Genomic DNA, 23,470 nt, shown 5'->3' on the forward strand with positions numbered 1-23,470 from the left:
CCGTAGCCCTGTTCCGCAGCGCCGCTCGGCCGGTCAGACGGCGGAGGTGCGACGCAGCTCGTCCTCCAGTGAGTTGACCGCCTGCCGGGCCCGGATGTTCATCGCCGCCGTGTGTTCACGATGGGCGGCGTCGGACTCGGCCCGACTGCGCCGGACCTGCTGTTCGATCGCGTCCTCCGCCATCTCGACGTCCGCCATGGCGCGTCGCTCGGCGAGCCGCACCTCCTCGCTGTGGATCTTGACAGCGCTGTTGCTCGCGCTGGTGAGCATCCGGTCGTAGGCGCTTTCGCCGCTCAGGAACTTCACCAGCACCGGGAGCGCGTCCAGAAGGACGAAGAGGGCCCGAACGAGCCAGATGCCGACGAACAGCACGCCGTTCCCGCTCGCCAGGTCGTCCAGCGCCCGCATCCGCTCCAGTACGCCGACCTCCTTCTGCTTCGCGCGCTCCTCGGCGAGGCGCTTGTCGATTCCCGAGTCGCGGGCCGTGAGAAACGTGCCGCGCGAGCCGGTCAGCTTGCCCTCGATCTTCGAGATGCGGCTGTTCATGGCCGCCAGCCGCCGCTCGTTCTCCTCGGTGCGGTGGGTGGTCCGGTAGTCCTTCGCCTTCTCGCGGAGCCGCAGGCACTCGGACGTCCGCTGGTAGAGCCCGGTGGAGGCGATACGGATCAGCTGCCGGCACTCGTCCCGCACCTCCGTGTCGAGGGCGCCCAGCGTCGTGGTGTCCCGGTCCACCCGCTTCTGGAGGGCGCCCGCGTCCGAGCGCAGCGCGGCGAGTTCGTCGGCCTCCCCGCCGGGTGTCGACGCGAACGACAGCACGTACCGGCCGCAGCCCGCGGGCGACGTGGCATCCGTCCGGGACGGCACCGGGTTGCAGCGCACCAGGTTGGACCGCAGCTGGTCGAGCGCGCTGTTCCGGTCGTCCGCGACGCGTTCCTCCACAGCGGTCGCGAAGATGCGCAGCACCAGCGGCTCGGCGACGACGGCCCCGAGCACCAGAGCGATCAGCAGCCGCAGCAGGAGCGGCCCGACGCGGCGCCGCGCGTTCGGCTGCGAGGTGACCAGCCAGCGGTCCAGGTTGAGGACGAACAGCATCCAGATCACGGTGGGCACCAGGGCGAGGACCGACACCTTGCCCAGCGCCTCGGTCGCGAAGTTCCACATGGAGAACGCGGCGATCACCGAGGTGCCGAACACCACGCCCCCGAGCGCCGTGTACTTGCTCCGCTCGTACCGGACCCTGGTGAGCAGTTCCTCGTCGACGCCGGTCAGGGTGCGCAGCCGCCGGGCGAGGTCGGGACGCCCGGACCCGGGCCGGGCACGGGAGTCTGCCGTCGAGGAGTCAGTCAACGAGATCGTCCTCGTCCTTCACGAAGCTGTCGTACGGGTGGTCGGGGCCGTCCGGCCGGCGGGGCCCCTCCAGTCCCCGGTGATCCCTCCCCGGCTCCACCCCGGGGCCGACCGCACCGGCACCACCCGGGTCGAGCTGCCCGCCGGTGTCCGCCAGCACCTGCTCCAGCACCCGGTGGTAGTCCACGTAGTCGTTGCCGTCGGCCATCTGCCGCAGCAGGGTGAGCACCATGTCACGGCGCGTCTGGGCGTCGGCCGTCTCCCGCATGCGGAGGTGCGCACGGTCCTCCTCGGCGATCTGGTGGCGGCGGGCTTCCTCGTTGTCGGTGTTGCGGTGGATCCGGGCCGCGGCCTGGGCCACGTCGATGCGTTCGCGGGTGATGCCGAAGGCGTCGGCGTAGTCGGAGCCCCGGGCGAGCAGCTCCGCGACGCGCTGGGTCTCCTGCGTCTCGAAATCGCGCTGCCCGCGGATGAACTCCTGCGAGCGGCGCTCGTCGCGGAGCTTCTGCTCCCAGTTCCGCAGCTCGTCCGAGGCGTGCACCTCGGCGCTGACGAAGTCGACGCTCATGCCCATGACGCGCGGTGCCACGATCGCGCTGTAGGCGGTCATGCGGTTGGTCACCGCCCGGCGCACGGCGTTGATCTCCTCCACGCGGTGCCCGGCGCTCACCCGGGGCAGCTCGCTGTCGCCCGTCAGATAGGCGCGCAGCGGGATCGTCACGTCGGCGATGCCCTGCCGGGCGATGACCGTCGGGTCCGTCACCTGACAGGCGAAGGAGGCCCTGATCGTGAAGTTGTCCGCCTCGCTCACCGACGGGACGGTGCGTTCCACCTCGACCATGCGCGCCCTGGTGTCGACCAGGCTGACCGAGGAGGCGTCGAGCACATCGGCGTGCGACGGGTCGAACACCATGCCCTCGGGGAACTGGCGGTAGTTCCCGCCGACCCTGAAGACGTAGACCGCGCCGGGCGGCAGCGTGGGCACGTCCTCGCGACGGCGCCGCCGCGGCCACCAGCCTCCCTGGATGGCTCCCAGCACCTGCTCGGCGACTACCGGGTAGTTCACTTGCTTCGGCCTCCTCGCGCTGAGGGAACAGATGACAGAGCGGGAGCGGGCGCCGACGGGGAAGCCGCGGGGCGGCGTCTCACCATCGGCCGTCCGCTCAGCGATCCGAGCAGCACCCGGGCCAGGTCGTGCGTGCCGGGGATCGCGTACTCGGGGTGGTTCAGGGCGTTCGACAGGTTGTTGCGCAGCCCCTCCCACTGCTGGGGGCGCATGTCGCGGCGCATGACCTCGCCGAGGTTCCGCACGGCGGCGGCCGCCGAGGGGTCGTCCCGCAGGGCGACCAGGGTCCGGCACAGGGCGACGACGGCCCGGCGGCGATAGGCGCTGAGCAGCACGCTCGCCCAGAGCGAGCCGAGGTGGGACGTGCTGTCCGCGGTGTCGCGCAGCAGGGCCGCCGCGAGCGGTCCCGGGCCTTCCAGCCGGTCGGCCTCCAGCAGTCGCACGGTCATCAGCAGCGCGTTGCCGCGGGCCCTCGACCGCTGTGCGGTGTTGGTGATCAGCGTCCGCATGTACCGGAGGGTGAACACGGCACGGCCGGGCTCCTGTTCGGCGCTCTGGAGCAGCAGGACCACCGACCGGCGGGCGGCGAACGCCATCCGCTCACCCCGGTTGGCCAGGAACCACAGCCAGTTGAGCGCTTGGAGGCGGTAGAGGGAACCGAGGGTTCCGGTGAGTGCCATGGCCGTCGTCACGGCGCGTTCCGGTCCCTTGTTGTCAGCCCACCTCATGGCGATGGTCAGGGCCTGGGGCGCCAGGTTCCCGTCCTCGCACATGAACTGGAGGGTGAGCGCGGTGGTCACCCGCTGGTCGGCGAGGCCACCGGCCCACGCCTGGAGCAGGTTCTCGTCCACCTCGGCGAGCGCGTGCCGGGCGAGCAGGGCGACGCCGCGGGCCACCTCGGTGCGTACGTCCAGGTCGCCCACGCCCGACAGCTGGCTCAGCCACTGCCGCAGCGGATACCAGAGTTCGTATCCGTACAGGTCGTGCAGTTCGCCGATGACGAGTTCGCGGACGCGCGGGGAGGCGAAGACGATCCGGCGCTCGCTGCGGCTGGAGTCCTGCCCGGGGCCGGGACGGCGCTGCGTCCGTACGAGCCCGGTCGCCCGCTCCTTCCACCGGGCGCGGGTCTGCTCGAAGGTCACTCCGCGCAGGGTTCCGGCCGCCTCCGGCTCGGCCACGGGCCCCTCGCCGGTCTGCTCCCAGTCACGTACGTGGATGCCCAGCGACACGGACGCCTTCTCGAAGTTGCGTTCCGGGATGCCTTCGAGGAAGGCGAGGGCGGCCAGCGGAAGCAGATCGCCCGCGGTCGGTTCGTTGCCGAACCAGTTGCGGACCAGTTCCCTCTCGCTGTCCCGCAGCACCTCCAGTGCGGCGTCCGCTCCGTCGGTGAGTGCGGTGGCCGCGGCCACGACATCCGCGGGACGGCGCAGCTCGCCCACGAGGTCCAGCAGCTCCGTCGCGTCCTGCGCGGGCAGGGCCGCTGCCGGAAGCCGGTCCACGCAGTGGTGGAACAGCGCCAGCGGATCCGGTGCCGTCCACGGCACGCAGCAGTCCACCAGCGCCAGCCGTCGCCGGGCCGACTCGGGCGCCGTGATCACCAGGTACGAGCGCTTACGGTGCAACTCCTCGCTCAGCCGCCGGATCTCGAACGCCTGCACCGCGTCGACATTCATCTCGCCGACGTAGTCGAGGATCACGTATGCCTGCCCGGCCTTGAGCGCACTCGACGCGGTCAGTTCGGCGAGGGAGTTGGCGGGGGACAGGCTCCGCAGTCCCGCACCGTCCCCCATGATCTTCCTGAGCAGCGCGAACGCACCGGCGCCGCGGCCGATGCTGTCCTCACCGGCCAGTACGACGATGTGCTCCGCGCCGAGTTTGCCGAGCGCCTCCTCGAAGCACGGCTGGGGCGCGAGGTAGTACGCCAGCGTCCGGTCGATCTCCTCGGGCTCGACGGAGCCGGGAGCCAGCCCGGGGGTACGGGCCGTACCGAAGCCGAACGCCGCGCCGGACGCGTCCACGGTTCCGTAGAAGTTGTTGTAGACCCGCCGGCCGAGCGCCCGGCGGAGGTCGTCATAGCCTCTGTCGTCCTCCTCCCGCTGGTCCGGCTCCGTCCGCTGCCCGCGGTCGGCCCGGAGACGCGCGCCGGAGTCCCCGTCCGGCTGCTCGCCGGTTCCGGGGTCCTCCTGCCGCTGCCGGGCCTGCTCCTCGTCGGGGCCGGGTTCGGGTGGTTGGCCCGGCACGTCCGGTCGGCCGGGGTCCTCGGCCCCGTCAGCCATCGGTGTTCCCGAAGCCGACGACGCCGCCGCGCAGGTCCACCGGGGCGGTGAAGTTGGTGATGCTGACCCGGTCCCGGTACTCGTGATGGACGGCGGGCCCGGCGTCGTATCCGCCGCCCGGCGAGGGCCACGGCCGGTCCGCCCCGGCGCCGGCCGGGGCGGGTTCGTACGCAGGCCGGCCGGGGACCCGGAGCCAGGCGGTGCCCTCGTACTCCTTCTCCTGGACGGCCACCCGCCGGAAGTCCTCGTCGCGCAGCGTGGTGTGGCCGCCCGCCACCGTGGACCGGTAGACGTCGTCGGACAGCAGCAGCGCGAGGTCGGCGCCGTCGTCCGCCCTCAGGGCGTCGTAGAGATGGCCGGAGCCGAGCAGCCGTGCGGTGGTCACCACCGTCGAACCGGCGAACCCGTTGTCGGCCAGTTCCACCGGGCCGTGGTGAATGGCGGCCCGGAGTCTCATCCGGGCGGCGGGGGCGCGCAATCCGTTGTATTCGCGCAATGCGGCCGCGAGGTGCCGGACGAAGTCGTCGACCAGTCGCGGCTCGGTGCCGTCCATGGGGTGGACGGCAAGCTCCTCGTCTCCCTTTCGCTGAATCTGCCATCGCGAACGGTCAAGTCCGGTGCCCTCGGCCGCGCGGGAAAGGAGGCGCGGCAGATCGTGCTGTATTTCGGACTGCCTACGGTCGTTGTTGCCTCCATAGGCAGTTACGTCCACGGCTATGCAGGTGCAGGGGTAGAACCCGGACCACTCGGCCACCCGGCCATTCCTCTCTCTGACGGCTTCTCTCGAAGTGCTGCCTGAGAGGCTAGAAGGGCGGGTGAGAAGCAATCCCGTATCAATACGGGTTCTCGGCAACTACCTTGGCGAATTCGAGCAGTTTCGGAAAATCACAGATGGTTATCTGTCGGTAGCTGCGGTCGACAAGACCGAGGTGCGAAAGCGTTGCGAGGGCCTTCTCCGCCGTCGGCAGGGCGAGTCCGGCGAGCGAGGCGAGCTCCGGCTGGGTGAGCGTCACGCTCAGCACGATCCGCCGCCCGGCGCTCTCCGGCTCCGGACGCCCATACGACTGGCTCAGCTCGGCGAGGACGCGTGCCAGCCGGGTGGGCGAGTCGTAGGCACGGAAGTCGATGCGGCGCTGGTTGGCCCATCGCAGCCGGGCACACAGCATGCGCATCATCGCCCGCGTCGCGTCCGGGTGGTGCGCGAGGATCGCCTCCAGCGCGTTCAGGTGGATGATGCGCGCGGTCACATCACTGCACGCGATCACCGTGCCGGAGCGGGGGCGGTCCTCGAAGGCCGCCATCTCCCCCACCAGGTCGCCGGCCACCCGGACGGCGAGCAGCATCTCGTAGCCGCTCTCCGAGCTGGCGACGACCTTGACCACACCCCGTGTGATCAGCAGGACATGCTGGCTGTCGTCGCCCTGGTGCAGCAGCGGCCGATGGACCGGATAGACCATCGGGGTCCCCTGGTTCAGGACATTCTCCAGGGTGGCGCTCTGCAATCGGCTCAGGAAGGTGGAAGACGGCCACGCGTAATTCACCAGTACCTCCGTACTGTCTCGCCTGCGACTCGACGCGCCCTTTCCAGTGGCCAGACCATGCTGCCCCCCGGGTACGACAAGGCAAGCGGCCAGGACCAAGTGGCCGGATTCCTCTCCTCACCCCCCCTTGTGATCGAACTGGCGATCCATCGTTCGTTCGCATGAGCGAACTCAGGGGACGGTCCGGCCTGGCCCGTGCGGCGACGCGCACGGGGGGGGTGTGGTGCCGTGGGGGCCGGGGCGGGGCGGCCTAATGTAGATGGCTGTCACGGGCGTTGGGGTAGGGAAAAGGGGAACGGCGATGCCGCTGAGTACCGATGATCCGGCGTCCATAGGCGGCTACACGCTGCTCGACCGGCTCGGTTCGGGCGGTATGGGGGTCGTCTACCTGGCGCGATCGGCCTCGGGGCGGCAGGTCGCGGTCAAGCTCGTGCACGCGCAGTACGTGCAGGACGAGGAGTTCCGGGCCCGCTTCCGGCAGGAGATCGCGGCGGCGCGCAGGGTGAGCGGGGCGTTCACCGCTCCGGTGGTGGACGCCGATCCGGAGGCCGAGCGGCCGTGGATGGCCACGCAGTACGTGCCGGGGCCCACCCTCGCCGATGTGGTGCGGCAGGGCGGGCCGCTGGGCGGGCGGGAGGTGCGGATGCTCGGGCTCGGGCTCGTCGAGGCGCTGCGGGACATCCACCGGGCCGGGGTGGTGCACCGGGACCTGAAACCGGCCAACATCCTGATGGCCGAGGACGGGCCGCGCGTCATCGACTTCGGCATCTCGCGGGCCGCCGACAGCCAGACGCTCACCCTGACCGCCGGGCGGGTGCTCGGTACGCCGCGCTTCATGTCGCCGGAGCAGCTGCGCAGTCCGCGGGAGGTCACCGCGGCCTCGGACGTGTTCTCGCTGGGGGCGCTGGTGGTGTACGCCGCCACCGGAGTGGGGCCGTTCGACGCCGAGAGCCCGTATCTGTCGGGGTATCAGGTGATGTACGAGGCGCCGACGCTGAGCGGGGTCCCGGAACCGCTCATCCGGCTGGCCAAGCGGTGCCTGGACAAGGATCCGACCGCGCGGGCCGGCCTGGACGAGCTGCACCGCCTGCTCGGCGCGCTGCCGGACTTCGCCGCCGCGGCTCCCCCCGAGGGGGCCCCGGTGCGGGTGGAGCCGCCGCCCGCACCCACGCGGGCGGAAACCCCGCGGGCGGAAACCCCGCGGACGGAGGGGCCCGGCGGGAGGCGCCGGAAGCGGCTGATCCTCGTCGGGGCCGGCGCCGTGGCCGTCGGGGTGCTGGTCGCGACGGCGGCCTACGACCTGACGACGGGCACGCCGCCGTACCGCCCCTCCGCGTCCGCCACCGACGACGCGGGCCCCGCGTCCCTGCCCGAGGGCTGGCGCCCGTGGCGGACAACGCTGCGGTACGAGGCCCCGCTGCCCCCGCTCGTGTACCAGGACGCCGCGTGCGTACCGGACCACGCCGCCGCCCTGTACTGCGGCGGCAAGGGCTTCACCGTCGCCAAGGTGGACGCCGCCACCGGTCGCGTCCGGTGGCGCAGCGGCACCAGGCCGCAGGACGCGCGCCCCATCGGGGTACGCGACGGGCTCGTCTACAGCTACTCCGCGCCGGAGAACGAGGGCCGCCGCGTCGTGGCCCTGGACACCGGCACCAAGAAGCAGCGCTGGGTACGCGAGATCAGCCAGTCGGCGTCGGTGCGCCTGTTCCGCGGCGGGCTGCTGACGCTGTCGCCCGACGACCGCCGGCTCTCCGCCTACGGGACGTCGGGCCGGCTGCTGTGGCGGTCGCCCGCGCCCAAGGGGCAGCTCTGCGATCCGGCGACACCGGTCGCCTCCGGCGTCCCGTACGCGCTGTGCTCGCCCCTCACCTCGTCCGGGCTGAGCGCCGAGGGCCCGTACACCCTGCTGCGGTTCGACCCCGGCGACGGTGCGCGGCGCGCACTCGCGACCCTCCCCCGGAAGGCGCTGAGCCTCGGCTCCGACGACGGGACGCCCGTCTTCCTCGCGCCGCAGACCGCGAAGGAGGTGTACGAGGCCGGGTACGAGCGCCCGTACAACGCGCTGATCCGGGTGGATCCGCGCACCGGAGACACCGCGCGCGTCCCCCTGCGGCAGCCCCTGCGCGGCACGGCCACCCTGCTGAACGGGGTCGTCTACGCCGTCCGGACCGACGGCACGGTCACCGCGGTGTCGGCACGCAGCGGAAAGCGGCTGTGGCAGCGGCCGACGGAGACGGAGAGCCTGTCCCCGCCCGTGGAGTCCAAGCGCTACGGCAGGCTCTACTTCTCCAACCGCTTCGGCCGTCTGCTGGCGCTGGACAGCGACACCGGGGCCGAGGTGTGGCGCACCGCCGCGCTGGACGCCCCCGGGGACACGGCGCGGGAGCGGCCGCCGTCCGTGCTGCTCGTGAAGGACGCGATCGTGGCGATGGCCGGGGACACGGTGTTCTCCGTACGCCCGGACCGGCCCACGGCGACGCCGTCCGCCGCGCCTTGGCGTGCGGCGCTTTCTCGCCACACCTTCAGCCGCTACGGCCGCCGATGAGCGGAACCGCCCCGGTTTTCGTATCGCAGTACGACAACTACCAATGAGGGGCGTAGTGGTGAGGTACAAGAAGAGACACAAGCGGTCCCGCGTGCTCGTCGTGTCCGCTGTCGGCGTCACGGCTCTGGCGATCGGCGGCGGCGCGCTGCTGATGACCGACAACAACGCCTCGGCCGGACAGTCCCCCAACCGGACCGAGGCCGCCCGGCAATCCTCGATGACCATCCAGTGTCCCGACGTCGCCACCCGGCTGTCGGACGTGCCGCGGAAGGCGCGGCCCGCCGTCGACAAGGAACTGGCGCAGCTGGACACCCAGGTCGCCGACGCCTACCAGCGGCTCGCCGCGCAGGGCACCAAGGCCGCCGACCAGGAGTGGGTGCGCACCCGCGTCCTGGAGCCGCTGTCGACCCAGCGCCGCGGCGCGCTGAACCGCATCGCCACCCGGATGGGGCAGGGCTCGCAAGCGGCGTCCGGGCTGGGCTCGATGGCGTCCTGCACGGTCAAGCAGGGCGGGACGAACGCCGTGGCGGCCGCCCCCGCGGCGGCCGGCGCGCAGGGCTCCGGCCCCCAGAAGGCCGACTTCGTGGACATCCGCACGGTGCGGCCCAACGTCAAGAACCCCCGCACGCGGGCAGGCGCCTCCAAGGGCACCTTCTCCTCGCGCTGCGGACGCAACGAGAACAAGAAGTTCAACTCCGACAACGTCATCGTCGCCCCCGGTGTGAGCAACGGCGCCCACCACATGCACGACTACGTGGGCAACCAGAAGAACGACGCCTTCGCCACCGACCAGGTCCTCGCCACCGCGACCACCTCCTGCACCAACGGCGACCGCTCCACCCACTACTGGCCCGTGCTGCGCCTGCGCAACGGCAAGAACGAGAAGGACGTGAACGCCCCGGGCGGCGGCACCGAAGGCAACATCGGCACCATCCTCCAGCCCGCCTCCGTCCAGCTCACCTTCCGCGGCAGCGCGGTCGGCAAGGTCGTGGCGATGCCGAAGTTCCTGCGGATCATCACCGGTGACGCCAAGGCCTTCACCAACGGCACGGCCAACGCCAACGCCTCCTGGAGCTGCACCGGCTTCGAGAACCGCCAGCTCAAGGACAAGTACCCGCTGTGCCCCAAGGGCAGCAACGTGGTGCGGACGTTCACGTTCCAGAGCTGCTGGGACGGCCGGAACAACGACAGCGCCAACCACCGCACACATGTGGCCTTCGCCGGTGCCAACGGCGCGTGCGGCAAGGGCTTCAAGGCCATCCCGGCCCTGACCCAGCGCATCACCTACAAGATCGCGCCGAACTCGGTCTTCGCGGTGGACAGCTTCCCCGAGCAGCTGCACAAGCCGGTCACGGACCACGGTGACTTCATCAACGTGATGTCCGGCTCGCTGATGAAGCAGGCCGTGAAGTGCATCAACAGCGGCCGTAAGTGCGGCTGACGCGACACCGTACCGTCCGGGCCCGGCCCGGCAGGATGGCTGCCCCCATCCTGCCGGGCCGTTTCCATGGGGCGGCGGCCAGGCTCTCCAGCGCCGCGACGGGGGCTGGAGCGGCCACTAGAATCGGGGCGTTGGCGCAGCTTGGGGCCGGTGCGCGAGGTGTGGGGTCCGGTGGGCCCGGGGGGAGTGGGTACCGCATGAGCCGTCGCTCCGGTCGTTCCAGCGGCCTGATCTCCCTGTGGGCCGAGGCGCAGCGGCAGCGTGAGGCGCAGGAGCGGGCGCGGGTGCGGCTGGAGCGGGAGGAGGAGCGGCGGCTGCGGGCCGCCGAGCGGGAGCGGGCGCGCGATCAGCGGGAGCGGCAGGCGGCGTACCGGCGGCAGCGTGAGGCGGACGCGCGGCGGCGCACGGAGGAACTGGACGCGCGGGTCGAGGCGTTGCGGTCGCTGCTGGTGGACGGGTGCCGGGTGGCGGCGTTCGGGCCGAGGGCGCTGACGCGGAGCGAGCGGGTCGAGCCGTTCGACCCGGGCGCGCTGGCCCGGCCCGTGCCGATGCCGGACCAGCGGCACTACCAGCCGCAGGACGGCCGGCGGTTCGGGGCCGGGCGGCGGGTGCGGGAGGAGGCGCGGGAGCGGTACGAGCGGGACCGGCGGGCCGCGGAGGCGGCGGAGGCCGAGCGGCTGCGGCGGCTGGACGCGTACCACCGGCAGTACGAGCGGTGGGCCGCGCAGCGGCTCGCGGAGCTGCGGCGGCACAACGAGGGCGTGGCGGAGCTGGCCGCGGAGGTGCGGGCCGGTGATCCCGACGCGGTGGTGGAGTACTTCACGGCGGCGCTCTACCACTCCACGTACACCTCCGCGGTGTGGCCGGAGGGCCTTCCCCGGGAGGCGTCCGCCGCGTACGACCCGGCCGCGCGACAGCTCGTCCTGGACTGGGAGCTGCCGCGGTACGAGATCGTCCCGGCGATCAAGTCGGTGCGGTACATGCCCGGCGCCGACGAGGACCGGGAGACGGCACGCCCGGCCACGCGGCGCCGGGCGCTGTACCGGGACGTGCTCGCGCAAGTCGTGCTGCTGGCGCTGCGCGACCTGTTCGCGGCGGACGAGGCGGGGGCGCTGGAGTCGGTCGCGCTGAACGGGTTCGTGGACGACCACGATCCGGCGACGGGCCGCCGGGCCCGGATCGTCCTGGCGACCGTCACGGTGTCCCGTACGGACTTCGCCGAGCTGCGGCTGGAGCAGGTGAGCGCGGTGGACTGCCTGGTCGACGGCGTACGCGGCCGTCTGTCCGCCCGCCCCGACCAGCTCGTCGCCGTGACGCCCGGGCGGACGCCGGACGACGTCGGGTCCCCTGTCCTCACCCAGGGCGGGGGCGAGGAGCCGGATCTGCTCGCGATGGATCCGTTTCGCTTCGAGTCGCTGGTCGCGGACCTCTTCCGGGCCATGGGGATGCGGGCGGTGACGACCCGGCGCTCGAACGACGGCGGGGTGGACGTGGAGGCGGTGGACCCCACCCCGATCCGGGGCGGCCGGATCGTGGTGCAGGTGAAGCGCTACCGGGGCACGGTGCCGCCGACGGCGGTGCGCGATCTGTACGGCACGGTCCAGGGCTCCGGCGCGAACAAGGGCGTCCTGGTCACCACCTCGCGGTTCGGCCCCGGCTCGCACACCTTCGCCCACGGGAAGCCGCTGGAGCTGGTGTCCGGGGCGGAGCTGGTCGACCTGCTGCACCGGCATGGGCTGCGGGGCCGGCTGGGCGACGGGGCGGCCGCTGCCGGGGCAGGGGCCGCCGCTTCGCGGGCCGGCGCCGATGCGGCGCCGCCCGGTCACAACGTGCTGGGCATGTCGTGGTCGGGCGAGGTCGCCCTCGACGTCTGTGCCCTCGTCTGCGACGGCGGCCGGGTGCTGAGCGATGACCACTTCGTCTTCTTCAACAACCCCCGCACCCCCGACGGCACCGTCAGCGCGCTGCCCGCCACCGCCCCCGACCGGGCGGCGGTCCGGGTCGCCTTCGACGCCCTGCCGCCCGAGGCCGACCGCCTCGTCCTCGCCGCGGCCGTCGACCCCGAGGTCGATCCCGGGGCGGACCTGTCCGGCTTCGCCGACGCCCGCATACGGCTCCTGGACGCGTCGGGCGCCGAACTCGGCCGGCTGGAGGTCTCCGACGGCCGCCCCGGCGAGACCGCCCTGGTCCTCGGCTCGTTCCGGCGCCGGGCGGGCGGCGACTGGGACTTCGTGGTCGGCGGCAAGGGCTATCCGGGCGGGCTGGAGGCGCTGGTGCGGGAGTACGGCATCGACGTCGCCTGACCGTGACGCGCGGCGGAACACTCGGGGAGTGGGTGTCGCGGGCACGGCTTCATCCGACATACTGCCGGGCGTGGAGCAGCGCATAGGTCCGATCACCCCGCCCGTACCCGCCGCAGGGACCGATCCGGGGCACATCCCCGGCCTGACGCCCCCGCCCCCGGACGAGACCGAGGAGGTGACGACGGAGGCGAGGACGGCCACGGAGGAGGCCCCGGAAGCCCCTGCGGAGGCCGCCGGCCAGCCCGTTGACGACGTCGGCGCCGACGACGCCGGTCCGGAATCGGAGGACGAGGCGGACGAGGCGGACGAGGCGGAGGAGCAGGCCGAAGACGGGGACGGGGACGGGGACGGGCCGGTCTTCGAGGTCTCCGACCGCCGCGGCTCGATCACCGCCAAGCGCTCCGGTGTGGTCTTCCAGCTCGACGGCGAGACCGCCGAGTTCTCGTGGGACGAGATCGGCGCGGTGGAGATCGACACCCCCCGCTTCGGCCGCCGTTTCGGCGTCACCGTCTACACGACCGCCAAGCGCTGGTACACCGCCGACGTGGAGGCTCCGGCCCGCGGCGCGCTCAAGGAGTGGACGGCGAAGCTGGACGAGGTCCTGGACGCGTACTTCGAGGACACCGCGGCGCAGTAGCGGGCCGCGTCACCTCACGGCACGCGCCAGCCGAACTGGTGGGCTCCCCTGCCCTCGCCCCTGAAGGTGACCGCGACCGGCTGGTCGCCCTCGGGCATGAGGTGGACCGAGCACATGGTGAGCGAGGACTTCGGCTTCAGCCGGGTGTGGGCCACGGCGCTGCGGCAGCCCTCGATCCCGTTGCCCGGGGCGGAGAAGTCCATGAAGGTCGTCGGCCGCAGCTGCTGTCCGCTCGCGGTGCTGACCCCGACGTTGTCCTGCATGGTGGGCAGCAACACGTGTGCGCCGGTGTTCCGGTACCGGAGGGTGACGTAGTACGGGGTCATCTTCTTCTGGTCCGCGCTCAGCTGGAAGCGGCTCAGGTCCCCGATGTCGCCCTTGCGCACGCCGGTCAGGGTGACGGTCATCGGGACGTCGCGGTTGTCGTCCTGCCACATGGCGTCGGCGGACCGGCCGACCGTCATCAGGCCGTTGGTGCCCGCGTAGCCCTCGCCGTCGCCGATCTTCCAGGTCAGGGCGCCGCTCGCCTCGTCGGTGTAGGAGACGATCGCGGGCGTCCGGGCCTTGGGCAGCATGACGATCCGGCACGCCTTCCCCGTACGGCCCGGGGCCAGCGTCGCGGGGCCGGACTTGTCGCACTCCTTGGGCACGGCCGACTCGGTGGCCAGCGGGTTCGTGTTCATGAGCGCGATCGGCCGGCCGGGGGTTCCGTCGGCGAGGGTGATCGTGAAGTTGTTCTCCGGGTCGGGCCGGTCCAGCGTCTCCTCACCGGTGTTGGTGTAGGAGACGGTGAGGTAGAAGGGCACCATCCCGTCGACGTCGCTGTCGAGCCGCACCCGTTCCAGGTCCGACTCCTTGCCCTGGACCAGCCGTTCGGGCGCCACCTTCAGCCGCCGCGTGCGGTCCCGGTCCGTCCAGGCGGCCTTCTTCGCGGCGGTCTCCATCGGCAGCGGGGGCGCGGGCGACGCCTTGTCCGGCTTCTTCGCCGCGTCCGCCGCCCCGCCGCCGCTCCCGGCGAAGCCACCGCACCCCGTGGCGAGCAGCGCCAGCGCGCCCGCTACCGCGATCGCACCGGCCGTCCTCATGCGCACCGGCATGTGTCCCCCGTTGTTCGTGTTCTTCCGCGCTGTCCGCGTCCGGTGTCACCGTCCTCGACGGCCCCGACAGCGTAGAACGCCGCTCCACCGGGGCTCACATGGGCTTACGTCGCGATTCGAACCCGGAATGGTAAGGGCCGCGTAATGGCCGCGCTCGCCCGTATCCGGCGCGGCGGGGGCGGAATACGCCTACCTCAACGTCCGCCGCTCGGCCCAACCCGCCCGGAGCGGTCCTCCAGGGCGAACTCCATTGCGACATCGCCGTGGCCCTCGTCCGCCCATCCGAATTCATCACCTTTCAAGCCAGCCGACCATCGACCAGTTGATGTCATAGCGTTACCATCATCCCGCAACCTGCTGCGGCTTCGTGGCGTAGGGAATCTCGTCGGAGACGCATCGATCACCCCGCGGCACCCGTCGCCGCCCAGCCGACCGACCGTGAGGTACACGGCTCCCTCCGTGGATCCCCTACCGGGCCTCCCCAGTCCTCCAGCCCGCGGCCAGGATCTGGTCCGCCCCCCCCTGAAAGTGACCCGCTTTTGATCACCTCGCATCCCGTTCCGGCCGCCACAGCCGCCCCCTACCAGGCATCCGTCGTGTCTCCCGCGCCCTGCGCGCACATCGTCCTCCGGCCGCATCTGGGGAGGGCGCGATGAGTGCTTCCGCCCTGGGCGCCGTCGCCGAGGTGTCCGTCTCGGTCCGTGACGCCGTGCTGCCTCACTGGCCGCTGCCTCTCAAGAGCGAGGTGAACCCGCTGCTGCCGCAGGCCGGGGACGACCACCTCGCCTGGCTGAAACGCTTCGGCCTCGTCGCACCCGAGTGCCGAACCGTTCCACTACACGTACACGAAGTCGCCTCGTACGCCTTCCCCCACGCCGGCCAGGACGTCCTGAACCTGCTGACCGACTGGACCGGCTGGTTCTTCCACTTCGACGACTTCCTCGACGAAGGACCGGCCGGCAACGCCCCCGACCTCGCCCGCACCCTGATCGACTGCGCCGTGGGACGGCCCGACGGCAGCCCCTCCCCGCCCCCTGGGGCCGGTGTCGAGCCGTCCGTCCTCGAGTGCACCCGCCAGGCATACGAGGATCTGTACGCGCGCACCCGGTGCAGGATGTCCCCCGCCCAGCTGCGGGTCTTCGACGCCCACATGGACGCCTACTTCGAGGCGCTGATCGAGGAAGCGGCCAACCGGCACCGCAACACGCCGCCCGGCCTGAGCGACTACTGCCGCATCCGGCGCTTTACCGGCCCCGCGCCCCCGCAGACCGACCTGATCGAGCTGGCAGAATCAGTCCGCCTGCCCTACGCGTTCTACGACTCGGCGGAGTTCCACGAACTCATCAACGCCGCGTCCGACATCGCGTCCTGGTCCAACGACGTCTTCTCCGCCGCGAAGGAACAGGCCCGCGGCGACATGCACAACCTGGTACTCGTCCTCGCCCGCCAGAACGCCGTGCCGCTCACGGACGCGGCCCTGCAGGCCGTGGCCATGATCCGCGCCCGGCTGCAGGCCATGGAGGACACCGCCGCGCGCACCCTCCAGCACCAGCGCGACGCGGCCGCATCTCCCACCGCCTGCGCGGCACTTGAGCAGTGGATCAACGGCCTGCGCTGCTACCTCGCCCACTGCGCCTGGTATGTGGACCACACCCGGTACGGGACGCAGAACGACGCCGGCCATGCACGTGGGGGCGCGTCATGACCGCCCCCACACCGAGCGCCCGGGTGCCGCTCGCCGACCACGGGCTGCCGCTGCTCGGGCACCTTGTGCCGATGCTGCGCGCCCCCGGCCTGTTCGCCGCGGCCGCCCAGACCGGCGAGGTGGTACGGGTCCAGCTCGGCCCCAGGTCCCTGTACTTCGTCACCTCTCCCCGGATGACACACTCCTAGCCGGGATCAACTCCCGGCAGGTCTCCCACACATCCGGCCCGACCATCTCCCCGGCCCATTCACCCCGCATGCCTACAAGACTGGCCCCGGCTCCACCGAGCCGGGGCCAAAGCGCCGAGATCTTCAGCAGTCTTCCAGGGGTGTCCACCGGCTCTCGGCATGGGCACGCTCGTGCGCCCCTTGCCGGTACGGGACTTGGGCTACCGTGAGGGTCGCGCGCAGCCAGTCGAGAGGGCCGAGGAACGTGACCGTGGACCGCCCGCACACCGTGACCGTCGCCGGCGTCATCGTCGACGAGCGGGACCGGGCGCTGTTGATCAAGCGCCGGGGCAGCAGCACCTGGGAGCCGCCGGGCGGGGCGCTGGGCCCGGACGAGACCATTCCCGACGCCCTGCGGAGCGAACTGCTGGAGGAGACCGGCGTCAAGATCGCCCTCCCGGCGGCCCTGACCGGCGTCTACAAGGACATGAACGGCCTGGCCGTCTCCCTCGTCTTCCGCTGCCGGGCCCTCGACGGGACCCCCGCCACCGGCCCCCGCACCCGGGCCTGGCGCTGGGCGACCCGGGCGGAGGTGCCGGACCTGGCGTCCGAGGCGTACGCGGCCCGCATCCTGGACGCGCTCGACACCGCCGCCCCGCCCTCCGTGCGCGCCCACGACGGCACGCGTCTGCTCTAGTGCCGCGTCAGTCAGGGTTTGCCCGGTAGCGAGGCGTCCTGGTGCGGTCAGCTGCAAGGCGCCGGATCGGCCTCGCGGGGGCACCTCCCGGACGGAGTCTGGGGGCGGGCCTACTCGGCTGATTCGGCAACGCCGCAGATGGCCGTGCCAGGGCGGCGAGCGGGGCGAACCTTGGCTGACGCGGCACTAGGGGGTGTCCGCCGGGATGAGGCGGGCCAGCTCCGTGGCGACCGCCTGGGCCGCGGGGCTGGTCCAGCGGCGGCGGGCGTGGGTCAGCTGGACCGGGACCGGGGGGATGCCGGGGCCGTGGACCTCGGCCAGCGTGCCGTCGGCCAGCTGGCGCCTCACCGTGGCCCGCGGGAGCAGGGTGAGGCCGAGACCGGCGGCGACGCAGGAGCGGGCGGCCTCGATGCTGCCGAAGCGGGTGAGGCGGGGCGGTGGGCCGGGGAGGGTGCGGAGGGTGCGCACCAGGTGGTCGCTGTACGAGCAGCCCTCCTCGTGGACGAAGAAGCTCTGCCGGGCCAGCTCGGCCCAGCCCACCGTGCGGCCCGCGAACGGGTGGCCGGGGGCGGCGAGGTAGACGAGGGGTTCGCGGGCGAGGGGGCGGGCGGTGAGGTCGGCGTGGTCGACCCGCTGCTCCAGCAGGAGCGCGAGGTCCAGGCGGCCCGCGCGCAGCCCCTCGATGGCGGCGGCGCTGCCCGCCGGGTGCAGGTTCAGCTCGATGCCGGGATGGCTGCGGGCGAGCGAGGCGATCACGCGGGGCAGCCGGGCGGCGCACAGGGACTCGCCCGCGCCGAGGGCGACCTGCCCTTCCGGGGTGCCGTGGGCCCCGGCGACGCCCGCGGCGGCCGCGCGCAGCCGGGCCTCGGCGTCGAGGACGTCCTCAGCCTCGGTGAGCAGCCGCCGCCCGGCACTGGTGGGAACGGCGCCGGTGGGCAGCCGGTCGAACAGGCGGGTGCCCAGCTCCCGTTCCAGGGTGCGGACCTGGACGGTGACCGTGGACTGGGCGAGATGCAGCTCGGCGGCGGTGGCGGTGAAGCTCCCGGTCCTCGCCAGGGCCGCGAACGTCCGCAGGAGTCTGGTGTCCATCACGAGCAGAGTATCGGGTTTTCCGATGGAGGCCAGCGAAAGGAATCGTTGGACGCGATGGCCGCCCGGTGGAAGCGTGGACGCCATGACCGAGGTACTGCGCTACTCCGCCTTCACCACCGACCCTTCCGGCGGCAACCCCGCCGGTGTGGTCCTCGACGCCACGACGCTCGACGAGGCCGCCATGACGGCGCTGGCCGCCGAGGTCGGGTACTCCGAGACCGCGTTCCTGACCGCACACGACGAGACCCGGCGCCGCTACCGGGTGCGGTACTTCAGCCCGCGCGCCGAGGTCGCCTTCTGCGGGCACGCCACCGTCGCCACCGCCGTCGCCCTCGCCGAGCGGGACGGCCCCGGCGAGCTGGTCTTCGACACGGCGGCGGGCGAGGTCCGCGTGACGACGAGCACGGACGGCGGCGGGGCGCCCCGCGCCACCCTCACCTCCGTCCCCGCCCGGACGCGTCCCGCCGACGAGGACACCGAGATCGCGCCCGCGCTGGCGGCGCTGCGCTGGTCCTCGGGCGACCTCGATCCGGCTCTGCCCCCGCACGTCGCGTTCGCGGGCAACGACCACCTGATCCTCGCCGCCGCCACCCGGGACCGGCTCGCGGACCTGGCGTACGACTTCGGCGCGCTGGAGGAGCTGATGCGGCGGCACGGCTGGACCACCGTGCATCTGGTGCACCGCCCGGACCCGGACCGGCTCGACTTCCACGCCCGTGACCCGTTCCCGGTCGGCGGTGTCGTGGAGGACCCGGCCACCGGCGCCGCGGCCGCCGCGTTCGGCGGCTATCTGCGCGCGAACGGCCTGGTCACGGAGGCGTCCCGGGTCCGGATCCGGCGGGGCGAGGACATGGGGCGGCCCAGCGAACTGCTGGTGGACATCGACCCCGACGACACCCGTGTCCGCGTCAGCGGCCACGCCGTGAGGATCCCCGCATGACGACGACCACGACACGCTGCTTCGAACTGCCCCGCTTCACCGGCGTGGACGCCCTCCGCCCCGCGACACGCGAGGTGCCCGCCCGCGGGCCGCGCGAGGTGCTGGTCCGGATGCGCGCCTGGTCGCTCAACTACCGCGACCTGATGATCGCTTCGGACAGCTACGGGCGCGCCCTCACCCCCGGCCTGGTGCCGCTGTCCGACGGCGCGGGCGAGGTGGTCGACGCGGGCGCCGAGGTCACCCGGTGGGCGGCCGGTGACCGGGTGGTGAGCGTCTTCATGCCGCACTGGATCTCCGGTGCGGCCACCGCGGACCGGACCGCGGGCGCGCTCGGCGGCCCGTCCCACGGCGTCCTCGCCCAGTACGTCCTCTTCGACGAGGACGCCCTCGTGGCCGCCCCCGCCCACCTGGACTTCGCCGAGGCCGCCACCCTCCCGTGCGCCGCCGTGACCGCCTGGCACGCGGTGGTGACGGCGGGCGGCGCCGCTCCCGGGCAGACCGTGCTGACCCTCGGCAGCGGCGGCGTCTCGCTCTTCGCGCTGCAATTCGCCGCGCTGAGCGGCGCCCACGTCATCGCCACCTCCAGCAGCGACGCCAAGCTGGCCCGGCTGCGCGCGCTCGGCGCGGCCGAGGGGATCGACTACGTGCGCACGCCCGCGTGGGGGCGGACGGTGTACGAGGCGACCGGCGGCGGCGTGGACCACGTCGTGGAGGTCGGCGGCGCGGGCACGCTGCCCCAGTCGCTGACCGCCGTGCGCACCGGCGGGCGGATCAGCGTCATCGGGGTGCTGGCCGACGGCAGCGGCGTCGATCCCATGACGGTGGTGCGCAAGGGGGTCACGCTGCAGGGGATGTTCGTGGGCAGCCGGGAGATGTTCGAGGCGATGAACCGGGCGATCGAGCGGCACCGGCTGCGCCCGGTGGTCGACCGCGCCTTCCCGTACCCGGACGCGCCCGCCGCGTACCGCCACTTCGCGGACCGGGGCCACTTCGGGAAGGTGGTCATCACCGACGCGTGACCCCTTGGGCCCCTGGGGGGTGCCTTGTGGATCATGCCGGGCGTCGGGAGCCCGGCCTGATCCACAAGACACCCCCTACGGAAGACCGTGGATCTTCGCTGTCAGGCGGTTCAGCAGATGGGCCCGGTCGGCGCCGCTCGGGCGGCAGTCCTCCAGGCGGCGGACGACGCTCGACCGCACGTTCTCGGGGCCGACGAGGTCGACGGCCTTGTCGAGGGCGCGGATCCCCCAGTACTGGCCGAAGGCGAGCGGTTCTTCGGTGACCGCGTACGCCAGGATGTCCAGCGTGGAGCCGTCCGGTACGGCGTACAGACGGGCGTAGGCCGCGAGCCGGAGGCCGCCGTCGGACGAGGTGAGCCAGTCGTCCAGCTCGGGGTCCGCGATGCGCTGGGTGGCGCGCACCAGGCGGGCGAAGATGCCGTTCATGCGCTGCGTACGGGCCGATCCGGGGCGCATGGAGTCGCGCACCGAGAGGTATTCGGCGGCCAGCCGGTGGACCTCGTCCAGGGCCGCCGGGTCGTCGGTCCGCCCCACGCCCTCGCCACCGGCGACGAGCGCGGCGTCGGCCATGGCCTCGGCCGCCTCGACGCGCTGCTCGACGTCCCGGAACTCCACCCGGAGCCCGCCGGGCAGTTCGATGCTGGTGAAGAGGTCACGCAGCCAGGGCACGATGGCGATGACCAGCAGCGCTACGGTGACGTTGTCGATCGCCAGGTCCGGCGCCACGAGGTGGGCGACGGCCACCCCGAGGGCCAGCAGGCTCACCGACCCCGCGATGAGCCGCCGCCGCCATATCGGATTCCGCTCGCCCCGTCCGCTCACGGAACGCATCCTCTCAGGCCGGATAGGCGTGTGTCTGGGCGGCCTTGATGGTGCACCAGACGGTGCGGCCCGGGTGGAGGCCGAGGTCGGCCACGGCGGCGGTGGTGAGGTCGGCGAGCAGCGGCAGTTCGCCGGTGAGGGCGACGCGGATCTGGTCGCCGTGCGATTCCAGCCCGGTGACCTCGGCGCGCCAGGTGTTGCGGGCGCTGGAGTCGGGGCGGTCGCGGTGGAGGGTGACGGCGGCGGGCGGGAAGGCGACGAAGGCGGGGCCGGTGAGGTCGTCGGTGGTGGTGATGGCCGTACCGCCGTCGAGCCGTACGGTGTGGCCCTCGGCGCGCCCCTGGTACAGGTTGAGGCCGACGAGGCTCGCGATGTAGTCGGTGCGGGGGCGGCGGGACACCTCGGACGGGGTGCCGCCTTGGACGACGTGCCCGTCCTCCAGCACCACGAGCCGGTCGGCGAGCACCATCGCGTCCAGCGGGTCATGGGTGACCAGGACGGCCACCGCCTCGAACTCGGCGAGGTGGCGGCGGAGTCCGGACCGTACGTCGAGCCGGGTACGGGCGTCCAGCGCGGCCAGCGGCTCGTCCAGCAGCAGCAGCCGGGGGCGGACGGCCAGGGCGCGGGCGAGCGCGACGCGCTGGGCCTGGCCGCCGGACAGCCGGCGCGGCTTGGCGCCCGTATGGCCGTCCAGGCCCATCCGGGCCAGGAGGGCGGCGGCCTGGGCGCGCGCCTCGGCCTTGGGGACGCCCTGGCAGCGGGGGCCGAACGCCACGTTGTCGAGGGCGGTGAGATGCGGGAAGAGCAGATAGTCCTGGAAGACGACGCCGACCGGGCGGGACTCGGGCGGGATGCGCAGCCGCCGCTCCGGCTCCTCCAGGTCCCGCCCGTCCAGGCTCAGCCGGCCCGCCGTGAGCGGGGTGAGCCCGGCCAGGGCGCGCAGCGCGGTGGTCTTGCCCGCGCCGTTGGGGCCGAGCAGGGCGACCACCTCGCCGGGGGCGGCGGTCAGACGAAGATCGAGCCGGAAGTCGCCGCGGTCCACGACGAGACGGGCGTCGAGGCCGCCGGTGCCCTTCCGTGTCGCGGCGGTGCGGGTGGTCACGCGGAGGCCCCCATCCAGCGGTCGCGCAGTCCGGCGAGGACCGCGATGGACACGGCGAGCAGCACCAGGCTCAGCGCGATGGCGGCGGCCGGGTCGCTCTGCAGCGCGAGGTAGACCGACAGCGGCATGGTCTGGGTGCGGCCGGGGAAGTTGCCCGCGAAGGTGATGGTGGCGCCGAACTCCCCCAGCGCCCGCGCCCACGCGAGCACCGCGCCGGCCGCCACGCCGGGCGCGATCATCGGCAGGGTGACGCGCCGGAAGGCGGTGAAACGGGAGGCGCCGAGGGTGGTGGCGGCCTCCTCGTACCGCGGGTCGGCGGCCCGCAGCGTGCCCTCGACGCTGATCACCAGGAACGGCATCGCCACGAACGCCTCCGCCACCACCACCCCCGCGGTGGTGAACGGCAGGGTGACGCCGAAGGCGGAGTCCAGCCAGCGGCCCACGATGCCGTTACGGCCCAGCGCCAGCAGCAGCGCCACACCGCCCACCACCGGCGGCAGCACCAGCGGCAGGGTCACCAGGGCGCGCACCACGCCGCGGCCGGGGAAGCGGGCCCGGGCCAGCAGCCAGGCCAGCGGCACGCCCAGCACCAGCGCGACGGCGGTGGCGGCGGTCGCGGTGATCAGCGAAAGGCGCAGCGCCTGCCACACCTCGACGCTGGTCAGCTGATCCGGCAGCGACCGCCAGGGCGCCCGGATCAGCAGCGCGGACAGCGGCAGGACGAGGAAGGCGAACCCGGCGAGGGCGGGCAGCAGCAGCGGCAGCGGGACACCGGGCCGGGTGCGCCGTCGCCGCTTGTTGTCCACGATCTGCGGTGCGGAGGACGTCACGGCTTGAGGAAGCCCGCCTCGGTCAGCACCTTCTGGCCCCGCGGGGATGTCACCAGGTCGATGAAGGCGGCGGCGCCCTCGGCGTTCGGCGCCTTCTTCAGCCGGGCGATCGGGTAGTCGTTGATGGCCTTCTTCGACTCCGGGAACTCCACGCCCTCGACCTTGCCGCCCGCGGCCTTCACATCGGTCTTGTAGACCACGGAGGCGTCGACCTCCTTCAGCTCCACCTTGGTGAGCGCGCCCTTGACGTCCTGCTCGTAGCTGGCCGGGGTGAGCTTGAGGTGCTCAGCGTCCAGCACCTTCCGCGCGGCGGCGCCGCACGGCACCTCCTTGGCGCACAGCGCGACCTTCAGCCCGCCCCTGGCCAGGTCCTCGAAGTCGGTGATCTTCTTCGGGTTGCCGGGGAGGGTCGCTATCTCCAGCTGGTTGCGGGCGAAGACCGCCGGGGTGCCCTGGGCGTCGCCCGCGTCGGTGACGGTCTTCATGGTCTTCGGGCTGGCGGCGGCGAAGACGTCGGCGGGGGCACCGGAGGTGATGCCGGCGGCGAGGCCGTCGCTGCCGCCGAAGTTGAATGTCACCGTGGCGCCGGGGTGCTCCCTCTCGAAGGTCTTCTTCAGCTCGGTGAAGCCCTCCTTGAGCGAGGCGGCGGCGAAGACCGTGACGGTGCCGGACACCTTCTTCGCGCCCTTCGAGGCCGATCCGCTCTCCCCGTCCGGCTTCTTGGACGCGTCGGAGTCGCCGGAGGAGCAGCCGCCGAGCGCCAGCACGGCCACGGTGAGGCCGCCCGCCACGCGCAGGGTGCGGCTCCGGCGGATCGCGGAACGGGTCGTCACAGGTTTCTCC

Annotated in this window: 21 protein-coding genes; 10 read left to right on the forward strand and 11 right to left on the reverse strand. The window is 72.8% G+C overall.

Going from position 1 to position 23,470, the window contains the following annotated elements; genetic code table 11:
• Window positions 1-33: 33 nt before the first annotated feature.
• From ASC60_RS01015 to ASC60_RS01025, 4 genes are read right to left on the reverse strand one after another with little or no spacing between them, the layout of a single operon-like run.
• Window positions 34-1,347: a DUF4407 domain-containing protein gene (locus ASC60_RS01015; RefSeq protein WP_079038081.1), complete on the reverse strand. Its 1,314-nt coding sequence runs from the start codon at window positions 1,345-1,347 to the stop codon at window positions 34-36.
• Window positions 1,340-2,413, reverse strand: a complete 1,074-nt coding sequence (locus ASC60_RS38635; RefSeq protein ID WP_079038082.1) for a hypothetical protein — start codon at window positions 2,411-2,413, stop codon at window positions 1,340-1,342. Before ASC60_RS38635 ends, ASC60_RS01015 begins: the two co-directional genes overlap by 8 nt.
• A complete protein-coding gene (locus ASC60_RS01020) occupies window positions 2,410-4,689 on the reverse strand; it encodes a hypothetical protein (protein WP_055545721.1) in 2,280 nt (759 codons plus the stop codon). The genes ASC60_RS38635 and ASC60_RS01020 overlap by 4 nt, the downstream gene beginning before the upstream one ends.
• Window positions 4,682-5,242, reverse strand: a complete 561-nt coding sequence (locus tag ASC60_RS01025) for a hypothetical protein (RefSeq protein WP_234356731.1) — start codon at window positions 5,240-5,242, stop codon at window positions 4,682-4,684. The genes ASC60_RS01020 and ASC60_RS01025 overlap by 8 nt, the downstream gene beginning before the upstream one ends.
• Before the next feature lie 3 nt (window positions 5,243-5,245).
• Between ASC60_RS01025 and ASC60_RS42530 the strand changes: the two genes are divergently transcribed.
• Window positions 5,246-5,488 carry a hypothetical protein gene (locus tag ASC60_RS42530; RefSeq protein WP_234356732.1) on the forward strand — a complete coding sequence of 81 codons (243 nt, stop codon included), beginning with the start codon at window positions 5,246-5,248 and terminating at the stop codon, window positions 5,486-5,488.
• Window positions 5,489-5,522: 34 nt separating this feature from the next.
• Here ASC60_RS42530 and ASC60_RS01030 read toward each other — a convergent pair whose 3' ends face one another.
• A complete protein-coding gene (locus tag ASC60_RS01030) occupies window positions 5,523-6,230 on the reverse strand; it encodes a Crp/Fnr family transcriptional regulator (protein WP_234356733.1) in 708 nt (235 codons plus the stop codon).
• A 301-nt stretch (window positions 6,231-6,531) separates the two neighbouring features.
• Here ASC60_RS01030 and ASC60_RS01035 point away from each other — a divergent pair, with 301 nt between their 5' ends.
• The 4 genes from ASC60_RS01035 to ASC60_RS01050 all read left to right on the forward strand — a co-directional run bounded on the left by ASC60_RS01035 (window position 6,532) and on the right by ASC60_RS01050 (window position 13,156).
• Window positions 6,532-8,775 (forward strand): serine/threonine-protein kinase, encoded by a 2,244-nt coding sequence (locus tag ASC60_RS01035; protein WP_055545727.1) that lies wholly within the window; start codon window positions 6,532-6,534, stop codon window positions 8,773-8,775.
• 43 nt (window positions 8,776-8,818) lie between these two features.
• Window positions 8,819-10,216, forward strand: a complete 1,398-nt coding sequence (locus tag ASC60_RS01040; protein WP_055545729.1) for a DUF1996 domain-containing protein — start codon at window positions 8,819-8,821, stop codon at window positions 10,214-10,216.
• A 197-nt stretch (window positions 10,217-10,413) separates the two neighbouring features.
• Window positions 10,414-12,519, forward strand: a complete 2,106-nt coding sequence (locus ASC60_RS01045; RefSeq protein ID WP_055545731.1) for a restriction endonuclease — start codon at window positions 10,414-10,416, stop codon at window positions 12,517-12,519.
• A 70-nt stretch (window positions 12,520-12,589) separates the two neighbouring features.
• On the forward strand, window positions 12,590-13,156 hold the full coding sequence (locus ASC60_RS01050; RefSeq protein WP_055547067.1) for a hypothetical protein: 567 nt from the start codon (window positions 12,590-12,592) through the stop codon (window positions 13,154-13,156).
• A 14-nt stretch (window positions 13,157-13,170) separates the two neighbouring features.
• Here the strand turns inward: ASC60_RS01050 and ASC60_RS01055 are convergent, their stop codons facing one another.
• The gene (locus ASC60_RS01055) at window positions 13,171-14,241 is read right to left on the reverse strand and encodes a hypothetical protein (RefSeq protein ID WP_063787065.1); all 1,071 of its coding nucleotides are present in this window, start codon (window positions 14,239-14,241) and stop codon (window positions 13,171-13,173) included.
• A 664-nt stretch (window positions 14,242-14,905) separates the two neighbouring features.
• On the opposite strand from ASC60_RS01055, the gene ASC60_RS01060 reads away from it, so the two are divergent.
• The 3 genes from ASC60_RS01060 (at window position 14,906) to ASC60_RS01070 (ending at window position 16,822) form a co-directional block, all read left to right on the forward strand.
• Entirely contained in the window at window positions 14,906-15,958 is a 1,053-nt protein-coding gene (locus tag ASC60_RS01060; RefSeq protein ID WP_055545735.1) for a hypothetical protein, read from the forward strand.
• Entirely contained in the window at window positions 15,955-16,146 is a 192-nt protein-coding gene (locus ASC60_RS01065; RefSeq protein ID WP_055545737.1) for a hypothetical protein, read from the forward strand. Before ASC60_RS01060 ends, ASC60_RS01065 begins: the two co-directional genes overlap by 4 nt.
• 244 nt (window positions 16,147-16,390) lie before the next feature.
• Window positions 16,391-16,822 (forward strand): NUDIX hydrolase, encoded by a 432-nt coding sequence (locus ASC60_RS01070; RefSeq protein ID WP_055545739.1) that lies wholly within the window; start codon window positions 16,391-16,393, stop codon window positions 16,820-16,822.
• 186 nt (window positions 16,823-17,008) lie between these two features.
• Here ASC60_RS01070 and ASC60_RS01075 read toward each other — a convergent pair whose 3' ends face one another.
• The gene (locus tag ASC60_RS01075; protein ID WP_055545741.1) at window positions 17,009-17,911 is read right to left on the reverse strand and encodes a LysR family transcriptional regulator; all 903 of its coding nucleotides are present in this window, start codon (window positions 17,909-17,911) and stop codon (window positions 17,009-17,011) included.
• An 85-nt stretch (window positions 17,912-17,996) separates the two neighbouring features.
• On the opposite strand from ASC60_RS01075, the gene ASC60_RS01080 reads away from it, so the two are divergent.
• Together ASC60_RS01080 and ASC60_RS01085 are read left to right on the forward strand one after the other, a co-directional pair.
• Window positions 17,997-18,854, forward strand: a complete 858-nt coding sequence (locus ASC60_RS01080; RefSeq protein ID WP_199830835.1) for a PhzF family phenazine biosynthesis isomerase — start codon at window positions 17,997-17,999, stop codon at window positions 18,852-18,854.
• Window positions 18,851-19,873, forward strand: a complete 1,023-nt coding sequence (locus ASC60_RS01085; protein ID WP_055545745.1) for an NAD(P)-dependent alcohol dehydrogenase — start codon at window positions 18,851-18,853, stop codon at window positions 19,871-19,873. Before ASC60_RS01080 ends, ASC60_RS01085 begins: the two co-directional genes overlap by 4 nt.
• Window positions 19,874-19,948: 75 nt before the next feature.
• Here the strand turns inward: ASC60_RS01085 and ASC60_RS01090 are convergent, their stop codons facing one another.
• Genes ASC60_RS01090 through modA form a run of 4 tightly spaced genes read right to left on the reverse strand, consistent with a single transcriptional unit; the run spans window position 19,949 to window position 23,460 of the window.
• Window positions 19,949-20,695, reverse strand: coding sequence for a hypothetical protein (locus tag ASC60_RS01090; RefSeq protein WP_055545747.1), 747 nt, complete (start codon window positions 20,693-20,695; stop codon window positions 19,949-19,951).
• Window positions 20,696-20,708: 13 nt separating this feature from the next.
• Window positions 20,709-21,797, reverse strand: a complete 1,089-nt coding sequence (locus ASC60_RS01095) for an ABC transporter ATP-binding protein (RefSeq protein WP_199830836.1) — start codon at window positions 21,795-21,797, stop codon at window positions 20,709-20,711.
• Complete coding sequence (locus tag ASC60_RS01100; protein ID WP_055545749.1) at window positions 21,794-22,627, reverse strand: ABC transporter permease; 834 nt, start codon at window positions 22,625-22,627, stop codon at window positions 21,794-21,796. The genes ASC60_RS01095 and ASC60_RS01100 overlap by 4 nt, the downstream gene beginning before the upstream one ends.
• Window positions 22,624-23,460: a molybdate ABC transporter substrate-binding protein gene (gene modA, locus ASC60_RS01105; protein WP_055545751.1), complete on the reverse strand. Its 837-nt coding sequence runs from the start codon at window positions 23,458-23,460 to the stop codon at window positions 22,624-22,626. The genes ASC60_RS01100 and modA overlap by 4 nt, the downstream gene beginning before the upstream one ends.
• Between the last annotated feature and the right edge of the window lie 10 nt (window positions 23,461-23,470).

This window comes from Streptomyces sp. NBRC 110028, from assembly GCF_001417735.1.
In the GTDB taxonomy this organism is placed as follows: domain Bacteria; phylum Actinomycetota; class Actinomycetes; order Streptomycetales; family Streptomycetaceae; genus Streptomyces.

Coding starts and splice junctions, on each gene's coding strand:
- ASC60_RS01020 (WP_055545721.1), bottom strand. CDS start 4,689: ATGGCTGACGGGGCCGAGGACCCCGGCCGACCGGACGTGCCGGGCCAA.
- ASC60_RS01025 (WP_234356731.1), bottom strand. CDS start 5,242: ATGGACGGCACCGAGCCGCGACTGGTCGACGACTTCGTCCGGCACCTC.
- ASC60_RS01035 (WP_055545727.1), top strand. CDS start 6,532: ATGCCGCTGAGTACCGATGATCCGGCGTCCATAGGCGGCTACACGCTG.
- ASC60_RS01040 (WP_055545729.1), top strand. CDS start 8,819: ATGAGGGGCGTAGTGGTGAGGTACAAGAAGAGACACAAGCGGTCCCGC.
- ASC60_RS01045 (WP_055545731.1), top strand. CDS start 10,414: ATGAGCCGTCGCTCCGGTCGTTCCAGCGGCCTGATCTCCCTGTGGGCC.
- ASC60_RS01055 (WP_063787065.1), bottom strand. CDS start 14,241: ATGAGGACGGCCGGTGCGATCGCGGTAGCGGGCGCGCTGGCGCTGCTC.
- ASC60_RS01060 (WP_055545735.1), top strand. CDS start 14,906: ATGAGTGCTTCCGCCCTGGGCGCCGTCGCCGAGGTGTCCGTCTCGGTC.
- ASC60_RS01065 (WP_055545737.1), top strand. CDS start 15,955: ATGACCGCCCCCACACCGAGCGCCCGGGTGCCGCTCGCCGACCACGGG.
- ASC60_RS01075 (WP_055545741.1), bottom strand. CDS start 17,911: ATGGACACCAGACTCCTGCGGACGTTCGCGGCCCTGGCGAGGACCGGG.
- ASC60_RS01080 (WP_199830835.1), top strand. CDS start 17,997: ATGACCGAGGTACTGCGCTACTCCGCCTTCACCACCGACCCTTCCGGC.
- ASC60_RS01085 (WP_055545745.1), top strand. CDS start 18,851: ATGACGACGACCACGACACGCTGCTTCGAACTGCCCCGCTTCACCGGC.